The organism is Rhizobium sp. NZLR8, assembly GCF_019685025.1.
In the GTDB taxonomy this organism is placed as follows: Bacteria; Pseudomonadota; Alphaproteobacteria; order Rhizobiales; family Rhizobiaceae; genus Rhizobium.
In genome coordinates this window covers 464960-479314 of sequence record NZ_JABDVY010000002.1, presented here as the reverse complement: position 1 = coordinate 479314, position 14355 = coordinate 464960, and the positions used below count along the sequence as shown (strand labels likewise).

General features: G+C 62.2%; 14 protein-coding genes. 9 read left to right on the top strand and 5 right to left on the bottom strand.

Annotated elements, in window-relative coordinates:
* The 6 genes from HJB89_RS06330 to HJB89_RS06305 all read left to right on the top strand — a co-directional run bounded on the left by HJB89_RS06330 (window position 1) and on the right by HJB89_RS06305 (window position 5687).
* Window positions 1-1149 (top strand): ABC transporter ATP-binding protein, encoded by a 1149-nt coding sequence (locus HJB89_RS06330; protein WP_221115032.1) that lies wholly within the window; start codon window positions 1-3, stop codon window positions 1147-1149.
* A gap of 133 nt (window positions 1150-1282) precedes the next feature.
* Complete coding sequence (locus HJB89_RS06325; RefSeq protein WP_221149280.1) at window positions 1283-2359, top strand: Gfo/Idh/MocA family protein; 1077 nt, start codon at window positions 1283-1285, stop codon at window positions 2357-2359.
* Window positions 2359-3204, top strand: coding sequence for a sugar phosphate isomerase/epimerase (locus HJB89_RS06320; protein ID WP_221149272.1), 846 nt, complete (start codon window positions 2359-2361; stop codon window positions 3202-3204). Before HJB89_RS06325 ends, HJB89_RS06320 begins: the two co-directional genes overlap by 1 nt.
* Complete coding sequence (locus tag HJB89_RS06315; protein WP_221149270.1) at window positions 3201-4010, top strand: alpha/beta fold hydrolase; 810 nt, start codon at window positions 3201-3203, stop codon at window positions 4008-4010. Before HJB89_RS06320 ends, HJB89_RS06315 begins: the two co-directional genes overlap by 4 nt.
* Before the next feature lie 4 nt (window positions 4011-4014).
* Complete coding sequence (locus HJB89_RS06310) at window positions 4015-4716, top strand: ribulose-phosphate 3-epimerase (RefSeq protein ID WP_221149268.1); 702 nt, start codon at window positions 4015-4017, stop codon at window positions 4714-4716.
* A gap of 14 nt (window positions 4717-4730) precedes the next feature.
* A complete protein-coding gene (locus HJB89_RS06305) occupies window positions 4731-5687 on the top strand; it encodes an ROK family protein (protein WP_221149267.1) in 957 nt (318 codons plus the stop codon).
* A 25-nt stretch (window positions 5688-5712) separates the two neighbouring features.
* Here HJB89_RS06305 and HJB89_RS06300 read toward each other — a convergent pair whose 3' ends face one another.
* From HJB89_RS06300 to HJB89_RS06280, 5 genes are all read right to left on the bottom strand, one after another.
* Window positions 5713-6105: a DUF4112 domain-containing protein gene (locus HJB89_RS06300; protein ID WP_221149266.1), complete on the bottom strand. Its 393-nt coding sequence runs from the start codon at window positions 6103-6105 to the stop codon at window positions 5713-5715.
* A gap of 131 nt (window positions 6106-6236) precedes the next feature.
* Complete coding sequence (locus HJB89_RS06295; protein WP_221149263.1) at window positions 6237-7310, bottom strand: alcohol dehydrogenase family protein; 1074 nt, start codon at window positions 7308-7310, stop codon at window positions 6237-6239.
* Between the two features lie 14 nt (window positions 7311-7324).
* Complete coding sequence (locus HJB89_RS06290; RefSeq protein WP_221149260.1) at window positions 7325-8704, bottom strand: aspartate aminotransferase family protein; 1380 nt, start codon at window positions 8702-8704, stop codon at window positions 7325-7327.
* Window positions 8705-8799: 95 nt separating this feature from the next.
* Window positions 8800-10296, bottom strand: coding sequence for an NAD-dependent succinate-semialdehyde dehydrogenase (locus tag HJB89_RS06285; protein ID WP_221149259.1), 1497 nt, complete (start codon window positions 10294-10296; stop codon window positions 8800-8802).
* A gap of 215 nt (window positions 10297-10511) precedes the next feature.
* Window positions 10512-11009, bottom strand: coding sequence for an Lrp/AsnC family transcriptional regulator (locus tag HJB89_RS06280; RefSeq protein ID WP_221149258.1), 498 nt, complete (start codon window positions 11007-11009; stop codon window positions 10512-10514).
* A gap of 101 nt (window positions 11010-11110) precedes the next feature.
* On the opposite strand from HJB89_RS06280, the gene HJB89_RS06275 reads away from it, so the two are divergent.
* The 3 genes from HJB89_RS06275 (at window position 11111) to ehuB (ending at window position 14308) form a co-directional block, all read left to right on the top strand.
* Entirely contained in the window at window positions 11111-12496 is a 1386-nt protein-coding gene (locus HJB89_RS06275) for a PLP-dependent aminotransferase family protein (protein ID WP_221149257.1), read from the top strand.
* A 121-nt stretch (window positions 12497-12617) separates the two neighbouring features.
* Window positions 12618-13403 (top strand): ectoine/hydroxyectoine ABC transporter ATP-binding protein EhuA, encoded by a 786-nt coding sequence (gene ehuA, locus HJB89_RS06270; protein WP_207584803.1) that lies wholly within the window; start codon window positions 12618-12620, stop codon window positions 13401-13403.
* Between the two features lie 56 nt (window positions 13404-13459).
* Window positions 13460-14308: an ectoine/hydroxyectoine ABC transporter substrate-binding protein EhuB gene (ehuB, locus tag HJB89_RS06265; RefSeq protein WP_207584804.1), complete on the top strand. Its 849-nt coding sequence runs from the start codon at window positions 13460-13462 to the stop codon at window positions 14306-14308.
* The last annotated feature ends 47 nt before the right edge of the window (window positions 14309-14355 follow it).

Below are 14355 nucleotides of genomic sequence, written 5' to 3'. Positions count from 1 at the left end.
GTGGCTGTGGTTGTACTGGACAAAATCTGCAAGACCTATGGAAACAGCTACCATGCGATCAAGGATCTGAGCCTGACGATCCATGATGGCGAGTTTCTGATCCTGGTCGGTCCATCCGGATGCGGAAAATCGACCGCGCTCCGCATGATTGCCGGGCTTGAGGAAATCAGCAGTGGAACCTTGAGCATCGGCGGTCAGGACGTCGTCGATCTCGCCCCCAAGGACCGGGACATTGCCATGGTCTTCCAGAGTTATGCGCTTTATCCGCACATGACGGTGTTCGACAACATCGCCTTTTCGATGAAGCTGGCCGGAAAGACCAAGGTCGAGCGAACCAAGCGCGTGCATGAGATTGCCAAGACCTTGCAGCTGGAAAGCTTGCTGGGCAACAAGCCCGCACAGCTTTCCGGCGGCCAGCGCCAGCGTGTTGCGATGGGCCGCGCCATGGTCCGCGAGCCCGCGGCATTCCTCATGGACGAACCGCTTTCCAACCTCGATGCCAAGCTGCGTGTTCAAATGCGCGCGGAGATCGCAAGCCTGCAGAAACAGCTGGGCGTCACGACGATTTACGTGACGCACGACCAGACCGAAGCCTTGACCATGGGCGATCGCGTCGCGGTGCTGAAGGGCGGCGTGCTACAGCAGGTGGACACGCCCAAGGCTTTGTATCACCGCCCGGTCAATGCGTTTGTCGCAGGCTTCATCGGGTCGCCCTCGATGAACCTATTCGAAGGGCGTCTGGAGGGCATGCGGATCCATCTGCCGGGCTTCTCCATCCCCCTGTCCGACGGCACGTTTGAGCGGGCTCCCGGCCTTTCCGCTTTCGAGGGAAAAGCCCTGATCTTTGGCGTCCGGCCCGAGGATCTCTACGACAGCCAGTTGCCGTCCGGGGCGTCCTATCCGACGATCCCGGTTGTCGTGAAGTCGATCGAGGAGCTTGGCTCGGAGTTGATCGTGCATTTGAAGATCGACGCGGTCCGGATCGACTCGGGCGACCCCGACGCCGTCGAAGACTTGAGCGGCGCCGCCAACGCCGTCGCTCGCTTCGAAGCTGTCAGCGCGGTCGAGACGGGCCAATCGATCAATCTGGCAATCGACCCGGCGAAACTTCATTTCTTCCATCCTCAAACGCACATGGCTTTGAACTGACCTGGGAAAAGCCGAGAGGCGCCGATGGCGGTTCGGCCGGCAGAAGACGTCTTCGGCGTTTGACGTCTTGAAAGCCACTCCATTCGGCGCCGAAACCGGCGTTCATCTTCAACATCCGACAAAGGGCTTATCGATGCCAGCAAAACAGGAACGACGCCTCCGCATCGGCGTACTGGGAGCCGGCCAGATTGCCCAGGCGGCCCACTTCGAGAGCTGCACGAAGGCTGCCAATGCCGATCTCTATGCGATCTGCGACGTAGCCGAGGATCTTCGCCAGCGTATGGCAATCACTCATGGGGCCGGCAAAACCTATGACGACTACGACAAGATGCTGGCCGATCCCGGCCTCGATGCCGTGATCATCGCGACCGCCGATGCTTTTCACGTCCCGGCCTCCATCCGCGCCCTTCAGGCCGGCAAGCATGTCTTGTGCGAGAAACCCGTCGGTGTCACCGTCGAGGAATGCCTTGAATTGAAGGCGGCGGTCGATCGGTCGGGAAAAGTGTTTCAAGTCGGGCATATGAAGCGTTTCGACGCAGGGCTCCAGGCGGCGAAATCCTTCATCCGCGATGAGATGGGTGAGATGGTCGCTCTGAAAGCATGGTATTGCGACAGCACCCATCGCTATCCGATGACCGATGCAGTCCAGCCCCTGATCGTCAGCAGCGCCAATGCGCGAAAACCCTCCGCCAATCCGAAAGCCGACCTGCGCCACTACTACATGCTTGCGCATGGTTGCCACCTGATCGACACGGCACGGTATTTCGCCGGCGATATCGTTTCCGTCGCCGCTCGTCTGTCCGAGCGAGCCGGTATCTGGTGCTGGTTCGTCGACGTGGAATTTGCCTCCGGCACGCTCGGCCACCTCGATCTCACCGTCCAGGTGCGCATGGACTGGCATGAAGGCTTCCAGATCTACGGCAGGAACGGCAGCATTTTGGGCAAGACCTATAACCCATGGTACTACAAAACAAGCGAGGTCGACATTTTCCGGGAAGCCGATGGCGCAACCCATCGCGTACTCGGCGCCGACGGTCATTTCTACCGCCGTCAGGTCGAAGGCTTCGCCCGCACCATTCTGGATGGCGCAGTGATGGAAGGCGCCGACATTGATGATGGCCTGGCCTCCGTACGGGCGATGGTCGCCGTCGCGCGTTCCGTCGAAAGCGGCAAGGCGGTTGTGCTGGCTGACGTCACGGGTGGCGTGTGATGAAGCTCGGCATTTTCGCAAAGACCTTCGACGGTACGAAACCCTCGATCGTCCTCAATTCGGTCGCGGAGGCCGGGTTCACCGCAGCACAATACAATATGGCCTGCTCGGGCCTGCCGCCAATGCCGGAGACGATTACCGAGGCCCAGGCGCGCTCGGTCACGGAGGCAGCGCGTAGCAGCGGCGTCGAGATCGTCGCCATATCAGGCACCTACAACATGATCCATCCCGATCCGGCCCTGCGCCACGCCGGGCTTCGGAAATTGGCGACATTGGCCGAGCGTTGCGTCGGCATGTCAACGGGCCTGATCACGCTCTGCACCGGCACACGCGACTCCATCGACCAATGGAAGGCGCATGCCGACAACGACACGCCGGCAGCTTGGCGCGATCTCCTCGAAGCCATGGAAGCGGCCGTGACAATCGCCGAGCGCTACGATGTGGATCTTGGTATCGAGCCCGAGCTTGCCAATGTGGTCAACTCGGCTGAGAAAGCCCATCGGCTGATCTCGGCGCTGAAGAGCCCTCGCATCAAGATCGTGCTCGATCCGGCCAATCTTTTCGAGGTTGCGACGCTGGACGATCAGCGGCGCATCGTGTCTTCCGCGATCGATCTTCTGGCCGATCGGATCGTCATGGCGCATGCGAAAGACCGCCATCCCGACGGCAGTTTCGCGACCGCCGGCAAGGGCGTCCTCGACTATGCGCATTATCTTCGCTGCCTCAAGGCGATTGGCTTTTCCGGCAGTCTTGTCACGCATGGTCTCTCAGCCTCGGAGGCGGCGGGTGCGGCGACCTTCCTGAAGAGTGCGCTCGACGGCGAAGGCGCGGGGAGAGGACGGTGAGACGGGCTCAATCATTCGAAACCAACGATGGGACCATTCTCAACGTCGACATGGCGGGCGAGGGCGTGTCGGCAATATTCCAGCACGGCCTATGCGGCGATGCGGCGCAGACGGATGAGGTCTTTCCGCGCGAAACCGGATATCGCCGGGTTACGGTCGAAGCCCGCGGTCACGGCCGTTCTCGAGCCGGCAATCTGGAGCAGTTGTCGATTTCGACCTTCTGCGATGATATCGCCGCTTATATCGAGAAAAACCTTGCGGTGCCGGTCGTGATTGGCGGCATCTCGATGGGTGCTGCGATCGCCTTGCGTCTCGCGGTCAAGCGGCCCGATCTTGTCAACGCTCTGATCATTGCAAGGCCGGCCTGGCTGACGGCTTCGGCGCCGGACAATATGGCGCCCAATGCCGAAGTCGGGCGGCTTCTAAAAACTCTGCCGCCGGATGAGGCAAAGCAGGCATTTCTTGCCGGTCCTGTCGGAGTCCGGCTCGCCGCCGAGGCCCCGGACAATCTCGCCTCGCTTGCCGGTTTTTTCTCCCGCACGCCTCTGGACGTGACCGCCGAACTGCTGACCAGGATCTCAAATGGCGGCCCTGATGTGACCGACGCGGACGTTCGAAATCTCGCCTTGCCGACGCTCGTCATCGGCCATGATCACGATAGCATTCATCCTCTCTCCTACGCGCGTGCTCTTGCCGCGCGGATTGCCGGCGCGCGTTTCGTACAGATCACGCCGAAAACTGAGAGCCGTCCGCAATACGTCGCCGACTTTCGGCTTGCCGTCGGTAATTTTCTGAAGGAGCTCTGAAACAATGCCTACCCCCGAAAAAACCTGGATCGCCGATCTTCCGAAGGATCGATTGATTGCCGAATTCTCCGTCTGGTCGGCCGATCTGATGCGTCTCGCCGATGATCTCGCGCGTGTCGATCCTCACGTCGACATCCTCCACATCGATGTCGCCGATGGGCATTTCGCGCCGGCAATGTTGTTTTTCCCCGATCTCGTCGCCGGTGTGCGCAAAGTTTCCACGCACCCGATCCACGTTCATCTGATGGTTGCGGACAGTATCATCCTGTCGCAGATCGAGCAGTTCGCCGATGCCGGCAGCGATCTGATCAGCCTTCATGTCGAAAACGAAAGCGTCGCCGACGAGGCTCTCGATCTTCTCGATCGCCGCGGTATTGCAGCCGGAATGGTCCTCAAGGTCGATACCCCCGTCGAGCGGATCGAAAAATACGCTTCCAGGCTGCGTTTTGTGACGCTGCTTGGCACGGCGATCGGCGTCAAGGGCCAGGGCCTCGACGAAAAGGCCGGCGCCCGGCTTCAACAGGCAAAGCAGATCATCGCCGGCTGCGGCGCGGCCGATCGAATCGTGCTTGCGGCCGATGGCGGTATTCGCGAGCACACTGTGCCTCTCCTGCGCCAGTCGGGTGCGGAAACGGTGGTTCTCGGTTCCCTGGCTTTCAATGCGCCATCGCTCGAAGAGCGGATGGCATGGGTCCGCGCACTCTAACTTTTGGTCTTCACATGCAGCAGGTTGCCATTGGTATAGACCTCGGCGGAACGCAGGTGCGGGCCGCCCTTGTCGATGAGCAGGGCAGGATCCTGGCGCGCTTAGCCGAACCAACGGATGCGCTGGCCGGCCCCGACCGGGTGCTCGTCCAGATTTGCGGCCTGGCCGATAGACTGCTTGCAGCATCGAACCCCGCTTCGGTGGTCGGCGTCGGCGTATCCGCTCCGGGCCCGCTCGATACGGTCGCCGGTGTCGCGACTGACATTCCGACCCTCTCGGGCTTCGTCGATTTTCCGCTGAAGGCGGAGTTGCAGAAGCGGTTTCCGTTCCCGGTCGACCTCGAAAACGATGCTATTGCCGCGGCGATCGGCGAGTGGCAATTCGGTATCGGCAAGGGGCTTGATAACCTCGTCTATGTCACGGTGAGCACCGGGATCGGCGGTGGCGTTATCTCGGACGGCCGCGTCGTGCGCGGCCGCAAGGGCATGGCGGCGCATGTCGGCCACATGTCGGTCGTGCCGAACGGAGAGCTTTGCCCTTGCGGCAACAGGGGCTGTTTCGAGGCCTATGGATCCGGACCGGCTTTTGCGCGGCGCGCGCAAATGCGGGCGATGGAAAGCCACGAGACGACGTTAGGCAGCAACGGCGGCGCCATCGACAGCCGCAGCGTTTTTGCGGCAGCCAGAAATGGCGATCGTCTCGCCAATCAGCTGATCGATGAGGAAGCGGAAATTCTCGGCCGCGGCTTCACCAGCCTGATCCATATCTTCAGTCCCGATATCATCGTCATGGGGGGAGGGCTTTCCCACGAATTCGACCGGCTGCAACCGGGCATTCAAGCCTATATCAGCCAGTGGGCAATGCCGGCATTCAAGGATGTCAAGGTGATGCTGGCAGCACTGGATCAGAACTCGGGCCTAATCGGTGCTGCGGCTCTGGCGTTCCTGGCGGGGAAGGTTGCTCGGACGTGATACAATCCCGGGACGATTGGTTTCGTCAGGTTCGCCGGTTTAGCTCGTCTTCGCTCACGCCAAAGTGGTCGAGGATGATGCCGACGTTGCGGCGGTGAGACTTGAAATAGACATCGAAGATATCGCCGATCAGCGGGACCGTGCCGCAGGCGGCGTCGACGCCGAGATTGACGCCCATGCGGGCGAGCTTGTGGGCGGGAAGACCGAGCCGCCTTGCCTCGTCGATGATGAACAGACCGATCAGCGATCCGGCAACGTCGCCGATGGCCGGGAGGAGGCCGAGGACCGAGTCCGCACCAATCCGCACGCCGATGACCGGCAATCTGACTGCGGTATCCATCAGACGGGCTATGCCGACGGCGCGCCGAATCCGTCCGAGTTCGGCAGAGGTGAGGTATGTCGTGCTGCCCGTCGGCATCAGCGACCGCCCGGCGCGAAGTGGATTTTCCGAAGCAGCGAAGTTCCGATGCGACCGCAAAGATTTTCCATGGCCGTGAAACGCCGCAAACTCAATAAGGTTCGTCTGCGGCGTGATCGGAGATCTCGATCTTATCTTCCGTCGGGAACCACGACCAATTTGCCGACGAAGTTCTTTGCCATGAAATCGGTCTGGGCGCGGTGGAATTCCGACAGCGCATAGACGCCGCCGACGAGGGGCCGGATTTTCCGGCTTTCGATATAGCCGACGATCCGGCGGAAGTCGGCGCGGCTTCCCTGGCTTGAGCCATGCAGTTCCAGCTGCTTCAGATACATCGTCCGCAAGTCGAGCTGGACCACCGGGCCGGCGATGGCGCCGGCCGTCGTATAGCGACCTTCGGGACGCAGGATCTTCAAGAGGTCGTTGAACAGCGGCCCGCCGACAAGATCGGCGACGACATCGATCGGCTGGCCACGGCTGGCCGAATGGACGGCTTCGACCAGATCGCCCTTGCCGCGGGTCACGACTGCCTCGGCGCCGATATCGAGCATCGCCGCCTCCTTGCCGGGACCAGCGACTGCGATCGGGATGGCGCCGCGGGCACGTGCGAGCTGAATGATTGCCGAGCCGACGCCGCCCGAGGCACCGGTCACGAGGACTCGTTCGCCGGCGGCAAGCCTTGCCCGTTCCAGCATGCGCTCGCCGGTCAGATAGGCGCAGCAGAAGGTGGCGAGTTCAATGTCGGTCAGATCGGTTGCGACGACATGAGCGTTCTCGGCCGGCAGTGCCATATATTCGGCATATCCGCCGTCGCGGCCATGGCCCATGTAATCGATATCGGCGAGGCTGTCGTCGTCGCGGTTGTAGATCGAGAAATCGACCATGACGCGTTGGCCGATGCGGGCCGGATCGACGCCGGCGCCGACGCCGACGATATGGCCGACCGTATCGGTGCCCTGAATACGCGGAAATGTCAGCGTGTTGCCCTGCCTTCGCCATGTGGAGACGGCGGACGGATCGTCCTCGGTGCCGTAGGCGCCTTGCCGAACCCAGACGTCGGTATTGTTCATGCCGCAAGCCGTGACGAGGATCAGAACCTCGCCGTCCGCCGGCCTCGGGACGGGCACGTTCCTCTGATAGGCGAGCTTCTCCAGGCCGCCATGGCCGGTCAGCAATACGGCCGCCATCTTTTCGGTGATCGTCATGTTGATCGTCTCCCTCAGATGTTCTTAAAGACGGTGTCGATCGCGTCCGCCGCCGCCTTGACCACGATGTCGGCCTCTTCGCGCGTCAGGCAGAGCGGCGGGGCGAAGCCGAGGATATCGCCCTGCGGCATCGCGCGGCCGATGACGCCGCGTTCGAGAAGAGCAGTGGCGACCTGCGGGCCGATCTTGCGGCTGGCATCGAAGAATTTGCGATCATCCCTGTCCTCGACGAATTCGACCGCCGCCATCAGACCGTCGCCGCGGACTTCGCCGACGTTGCGGTGGCTGCCCACCGCCTTCTGCAATTCCGAGCGGAAATAGGCGCCCGTCGTGCCGGCATTCTCGACGATGCCGAATTCGTCGATCAGTTCGAGATTGGCAATGCCGGCGGCGGCGCAGATCGGATGGGCGGAATAGGTCCAGCCGTGACCGATCGCCCCCATCTGGTCGGAGCCCTGGACCAACACCTGCCACATCTTCTCCGAAACGATCGTGCCGGAAAGAGGAGCGTAGGCCGAGGTCAGGCCCTTGGCGATGGTGATCAGGTCCGGCTTCATGCCGTAATGATCCGAGCCGAACATCGTGCCAAGACGGCCGAAGCCGGTGACGACTTCGTCGGCGACGAGCAGGATGTCATATTTGTCGAGCACGGCCTGGATCTTCTGCCAGTAGCCCTTCGGCGGTGGCACGATGCCGCCGGTACCGAGAATGGGTTCGCCGATGAAGGCGGCGACGGTGTCCGGGCCTTCGGCGAGGATCATCTCCTCGAGTTTGTCGGCGCAATATTGCGAGAACTGCTCCTCGTCCATCGACCGGTCGGGGCGGCGGAAGTAATAGGGTGCTTCGGTGTGCAGCACCGGTGTGCGCGGCAGGTCAAAGGCATTATGGAAGAGTGCCAGGCCGGTGAGGCTGCCGGTCATGACACCGGAGCCGTGATAACCGCGCCAGCGCGAGATGATCTTCTTCTTGTCGGGCCTGCCGAGGATGTTGTTGTAATACCAGATGAGCTTGATGTTGGTTTCGTTGGCATCGGAACCCGAGAGACCGAAATAGACGCGGCTCATGCCATCAGGCGCGCGGTCGATGATCATCTTCGAAAGCGTAATCGAGGCCTCGGTGCCGTGGCCGACATAGGCATGGTAATAGGCAAGGTTCTTTGCTTGTTCGGCGATCGCGTCGGCGATCTTCTGGCGGCCATAGCCGACATTGACGCAATAGAGGCCGGCAAAGGCGTCGAGACTTTTCCGTCCCGTCGTGTCGATGATGTAGACGCCTTCGCCGCCGGCGACGACGCGGGTCGGCGTCTCGCCGCGCGCATGCATGCCCATATGCGTCGAGGGATGGAAGAAGTGATCGCGGTCCCAGGCTGCGAGTTCGTTGCTTTTCTCAAGCATGTTTTATCCTCTTCTTGAAATGGAGCGGCTTAATGCATGTCGCTCGGAAGTGTGCAGCGGTTCCGGGACAACGACATGCATTAAAACAAAGAGCCTTAGGCCGCCGTGTCGATGCAGAGATATTTAAGCTCGGTGAAGGCTTCGAGCCCATGGCGGGAACCCTCGCGGCCGAGGCCGGACTGCTTCCAGCCGCCGAAGGGTATGGGGCCGCCGGTGATCTTCACGCGGTTGACTGCCACCATGCCATATTCCAGTGCGCGCCCGAGGCGCATCTGGCGGGCGCCGTTCTCCGTGACGATATAGGCGACGAGGCCGTATTCGGTATCATTGGCGCGGGCGATGACCTCGTCTTCGGTGTCGAAGGTGGTCACGGCCGCCACAGGCCCAAAAGTCTCCTCGCGCATGATCAGCGCATTCGCCGACACATTCGTCAAAAGCGTCGGCTCGTAGAACAGCCGGCCGGCCTTGTGGCGCCTGCCGCCGGTGACGAGCCGGGCACCGAGCGCCAGCGCGTCGGCGACCTGTTCCTCGACCTTGACGACGGCGCGTTCATGCATCAGCGGCCCGATCTCGGCGCCATCCTCGAGCCCGGCGCCGACCTTCAGCTCGGCGATGCGGGCGGCAAAGGCTTTGGCGAAGTCGTCAGCGATCCGCCGCTGGACGAAGATCCGGTTGGCGGCAAGGCAATCCTGGCCCGATGTGGCAAACTTGGCGGTGACGGCGATCTCGACCGCCTTGGCGATATCGGCGTCATCGAAGACGATCAGCGGAGCGTGGCCGCCGAGTTCCATTACCAGCCGCTTCAGGGTCGGCGCACATTGGGCAGCGATCAACCGCCCGATCCCGGTCGAGCCGGTGAAGCTGATGGCGCGCAGGCGGGTGTCGGCACACATGCGTCCGACGATGGTCGCGGCATTGCCGGTGACGACGTTGAAGACGCCGGCCGGAATGCCTGCCCGTTCGCCGAGCTCGGCAAGGGCAAGCGCCGAAAGCGGTGTCTCTGAGGAGGGATGGGCGACGACCGTGCAGCCGGCGGCGAGCGCGGCGGCTGCCTTTCGGGTGATCATTGCAGCGGGGAAATTCCACGGCGTGACGATGCCGACGACGCCGAGCGCCTCGCGCCGGACGATCATTTCGGCGCCGGGCAGGTGGCTGGTGACGCTCTCGGCGTTCAGCCGCTTGCCTTCCTCGGCATACCATTCGACGAAGGAGGCGGCGTAATCGATCTCGCCGCGCGATTCCGCCAGCGGTTTGCCCTGTTCGAGCGTCATGATCAGCGCCAGATCCTCCTTGGCGGTGAGCATCAGCGCGTGCCAGTTGCGCAGGATCGCCGCGCGGTTCTGCGGCAGCATCGCGCGCCAGGCGGCAAAGGCCTCCGATGCTGCATCGATCGCCGCTACCGTCTCCTCCGCGCCGAGGCTCGCAACCCAGGCCAGCGTCCCCGAGGAAGCCGGATCGGTAACTTCGAAACTTTTGCCCGTCGTGCCGGCGATCCATCGGCCGCCGACATAGGCAAGATCGCGCAGGAGATGACGGTCGGAAAGCCGCGACAGCGCGTCATGATAGGCGGGGCGGGCAAAAACGGCGGTCATGTCCAATCTCCTTTGCGGTGACATGAAGTCTTCCATGGGAGCGGACGAGAGATTGTCTGTTGGCGGAGGCGAAAAGAGAGAGATGGTCTAAAGGATGGCGCCTTAACAGAGAGATTGGCTAGCGCATAACCCCGAAAATCGATTTTCGGAAAGGATTATGCGTCAGTTAAAGGTGTTAGAGCGTCCTCAGCGCGTCCTTTTGGACGCGCGGCGCTCTAGCGCGCGCTTTGTTCATCGCCGATGGCGGCGAAGGAAGACACCGGAAGCACTGTTTCCTCCTTCACCGTTTTGGTGACGATGTAGGTGAAATAGCGGTCGATGCCGAGTTCGCGGTCGAGAAGCCCGTCGACCAGCCGCTGATAGGCGTCGATATCGGGGGCGATGATCTTTAGGATATAATCGACGCCACCGCCGACCGACCAGCAGGCGACGATCTCCGCGATTGCGGCGACGGCGCGCTCGAAGCGTTCGAAATCCGCCTGACGATGGTTGGCGAGCGTCACCTCCATCATCACGCTGGCGACCGGGGCGATGCGCCGCGGCGCGACGCGGGCGTGGTAGCCGGTGATGATGCCTGCCTTTTCGAGCTTGCGCAGCCGCATCCAGCACGGCGTCGGCGACAGTCCGGCCTTATCGGCCAGCGCCAGCTTGGTGATGCGGCCGTCGCGCTGGACGGCGTCGAGAATGCGCAGGTCGATGGCGTCGAGCTTCATGGTGCTTTCTTTAGAATGAAATCATTTCAAACGCAGCGAAAAGACAATGGAAGCGCATTTTGGCATTGTCAATTGAACTGATTTTCAGCAGTGTTGAAATCATGACAAAGTGGCGCCCCGATCCCTCGCAACTCCGCAGGCCGGCCTATCTCTCGCTTGCCGAGCAGATCGCCAACGCGATTACCGACGGCAAGCTCTTTGACGGCACGCAATTGCCGCCGCACCGCAAACTGGCGGATGACCTGCATCTTTCGGTGCAGACGGTCAGCCGCGCCTATGACGAGCTCAGCCGCCGGGGGCTGATCTCCGGCGAGATCGGACGCGGCAGCTTCGTCCAGACCAGGCCGCGCGAGCCGGAGCCGCCTTATCTGCCGGAACGGTTGGGCGAGGTGATTGATCTGTCGATCCTGAAGCCGGTCTGCGAGCAGATCCATCTGGAAAGGCTGCGCCAGGCCTTCGGCTGGCTTTCGGAAAACCTGCCCTCCAGCTCGGCCCTGTCGTTCCGGCCGAACATGGTCTTTCCGCGCCACCGCGCCGTTGCCACCGAATGGCTGGCGCGCTGCGGACTGGACGTGTCGCCGCTGAATATCAGCGTGACGAACGGCGCGACCTCGGGCATGACGGTGGCGCTGATGAGCGTCGCGCCGCCCGGCTCGACCATCGCGACAGAGGCGGTCAGTCACCATACGCTCGTGCCGCTCTGCGGCTATCTCGGCCTGCACCTCGAAGGGCTGGCGATCGATGAGCAGGGCATGATCCCCGAGGCGCTTGATGAAGCCTGTCGCACGGGGCCGATCCGGGCAATTTTCCTGCAGCCCTCGGTGATCAATCCGATGGCGGCGCTGATGAGCGCGGAGCGCCGGCAGGCGCTCGCCGCCGTCGCCGCAAAGCATGACATCGCGATCATCGAAAACGATGTTCTCGGTCCGATGGTCGAAAACCGCGCGCCGCCGATGGCCGCCTTTGCGCCGGAGCGGACGCTCTACGTCACGAGCTTCACCAAGATCACCGTTCCGGGGCTGCGGATCGGCTACCTCGTCGCACCCGACCGCTATGTCGCCGCCGTCGCCAACCGGCATCTCGTTTCCAGCTGGATGGCTACACCTGCCATGGCCGAGATTGCTACCCGCTGGGTCAGCGACGGCACGGCGATGGAACTCGTCAACTGGCAGCGTCGCGCCCTTGCCAGCCGGCATGCGATTGCGGCGGAGATGCTGGCCGGTTTGTCCTACCGGGCGCATCCGCAAAGCCTGCACGTTTGGCTGCCGCTCTCCGGCAACCATGAGGAAGACGGGTTTGTCTCGCAAGCAAGGCTGCGCGGCGTAGCGATCGCGCCTGGCAAATCGTTCCGCACCGCCGATCAGGGCTGGACGCCGGCCGTGCGCATTTCGCTGGGTTCGACGACGGAAGACGAATTGCGCACCGGGCTTGGTATCGTCGCCTCACTGGCGCAGGGAAATCCGGAAGAGCTGCTGCTTGCGATTTAAGCCGTTGCCGTGCGTTTGAGCACACGCAGAATAATTGTCATGATATTATTTTACGAATTGACATGATTTTGATCGGCCGTCATCGTTAGGGCATTGCTTGTCTCAACAGGGAGAGACATGAATGCCTCAGCCCATCATCCGCATCGACAACATCGTTAAGAGATACGGCCCGCTGACCGTGCTCGACGGCCTGTCGATGAATGTCATGCCGGGCGAAAAGCTGGCGCTGATCGGGCCGTCCGGCTCCGGCAAGACGACGATCCTGCGCATCCTGATGACGCTGGAGACGATCAGCGGCGGCCATATCGAGGTCGATGGCGAACAGCTCTATCACATGCCTGATAGCAACGGGTTGGTGGCAGCCAATGAGCGGCACCTGCATCGCATGCGCGAAAAGATCGGCATGGTTTTCCAGCACTTCAATCTCTTTCCGCACAAATGCGTGCTCGACAATGTGACCTTGGCGCCGATGCTGACGAAGGGCATCAAACGGCCGCAGGCCGAAAAGCGGGCAATGGAGCTTCTCGACATGGTCGGCCTGGCCGACAAGGCGAGAAGCGTCCCGGCGCAGCTTTCCGGCGGGCAGAAGCAGCGCGTCGCCATTGCCCGGGCGCTGGCGCTGTCGCCGAAGATCATGCTGTTTGACGAGGTGACCTCGGCGCTTGACCCGGAACTGGTCGAGGAGGTGCTGAACGTCATGCGCCGGCTGGCGTCCGAAACCGACATGACCATGCTTCTCGTCACCCATGAAATGGGCTTCGCCCATGATTTCGCCGACCGTGTGCTGTTCTTCGATCGCGGCAAGATCGTCGAGGAAGGCAAGCCGGGCGATATCTTTCGCAATCCGACGCAGGAGAGGACGCAGACCTTCCTACGCAAGATCATTGCGGCGGGGCACCGCGTCTGACCACAGACATTGCCCGCAAAGAACAAACTCAAGGAAAGCCAGAGGAGTTGGGAACGATGAAAGCAGGATATCTTTTGACCGCCGCCAGCCTGTCGGTGCTGCTGATGGCGGCGGCCGGCCCGGCATCCGCCGCCGATGACAAGCTCGAGCAGCTGAAGGAGCAGGGCTTTGCCCGTATCGCCATCGCCAACGAGCCGCCGTTTACGGCCGTCGGCGCCGATGGCAAAGTGTCGGGCGCCGCGCCCGATGTGGCGCGCGCGATCTTCGAAAAACTCGGCGTCAAGGAAGTGGTGGCTTCGATCTCGGAATATGGCGCGATGATCCCCGGCCTGCAGGCCGGTCGTCATGACGCGATTACGGCGGGGCTGTTCATGAAGCCGGAGCGTTGCAATGCCGTTGCTTATTCCGAGCCGATCCTCTGCGACGCCGAGGCCTTCGCTCTGAAGAAGGGCAACCCGCTGAAGCTGACGAGCTACAAGGACATCGCCGACAATCCGGACGCCAAGATCGGCGCGCCGGGCGGCGGCACCGAGGAGAAGCTGGCGCTTGAGGCCGGCGTGCCGCGCGACCGTGTCATCGTCGTTCCGGATGGCCAGAGCGGCATCAAGATGCTGCAGGATGGCCGCATCGACGTCTATTCGCTGCCGGTTCTGTCGATCCACGACCTGATGGCCAAGGCGAATGATCCCAATCTCGAAACCGTCGCTCCCGTTGTCAATGCGCCGGTCTATTGCGATGGCGCCGCCTTCCGCAAGCAGGACGTCGCACTGCGCGACGCCTTTGACGTCGAGCTTAAGAAGCTGAAGGAATCGGGCGAATTCGCCAAGATCATCGAGCCCTACGGCTTCTCGGCCAAGGCGGCGATGTCGACAAGCCGCGACAAGCTCTGCGCCGCGGCGAAGTAATCGAGGCGAGCAGCTGGCCGTGCCTTGGGCACGGCCGGCTTATCCCC

Excerpts from the sequence above, each read along its gene's own strand:
- HJB89_RS06300 (WP_221149266.1), bottom strand. The coding sequence starts at position 6,105 with ATGCCGACGGGCAGCACGACATACCTCACCTCTGCCGAACTCGGACGG.
- ehuA (WP_207584803.1), top strand. The coding sequence starts at position 12,618 with ATGCCTCAGCCCATCATCCGCATCGACAACATCGTTAAGAGATACGGC.
- HJB89_RS06320 (WP_221149272.1), top strand. The coding sequence starts at position 2,359 with ATGAAGCTCGGCATTTTCGCAAAGACCTTCGACGGTACGAAACCCTCG.
- HJB89_RS06285 (WP_221149259.1), bottom strand. The coding sequence starts at position 10,296 with ATGACCGCCGTTTTTGCCCGCCCCGCCTATCATGACGCGCTGTCGCGG.
- HJB89_RS06305 (WP_221149267.1), top strand. The coding sequence starts at position 4,731 with ATGCAGCAGGTTGCCATTGGTATAGACCTCGGCGGAACGCAGGTGCGG.
- HJB89_RS06275 (WP_221149257.1), top strand. The coding sequence starts at position 11,111 with ATGACAAAGTGGCGCCCCGATCCCTCGCAACTCCGCAGGCCGGCCTAT.
- HJB89_RS06295 (WP_221149263.1), bottom strand. The coding sequence starts at position 7,310 with ATGACGATCACCGAAAAGATGGCGGCCGTATTGCTGACCGGCCATGGC.
- HJB89_RS06290 (WP_221149260.1), bottom strand. The coding sequence starts at position 8,704 with ATGCTTGAGAAAAGCAACGAACTCGCAGCCTGGGACCGCGATCACTTC.
- HJB89_RS06310 (WP_221149268.1), top strand. The coding sequence starts at position 4,015 with ATGCCTACCCCCGAAAAAACCTGGATCGCCGATCTTCCGAAGGATCGA.
- ehuB (WP_207584804.1), top strand. The coding sequence starts at position 13,460 with ATGAAAGCAGGATATCTTTTGACCGCCGCCAGCCTGTCGGTGCTGCTG.
- HJB89_RS06325 (WP_221149280.1), top strand. The coding sequence starts at position 1,283 with ATGCCAGCAAAACAGGAACGACGCCTCCGCATCGGCGTACTGGGAGCC.
- HJB89_RS06280 (WP_221149258.1), bottom strand. The coding sequence starts at position 11,009 with ATGAAGCTCGACGCCATCGACCTGCGCATTCTCGACGCCGTCCAGCGC.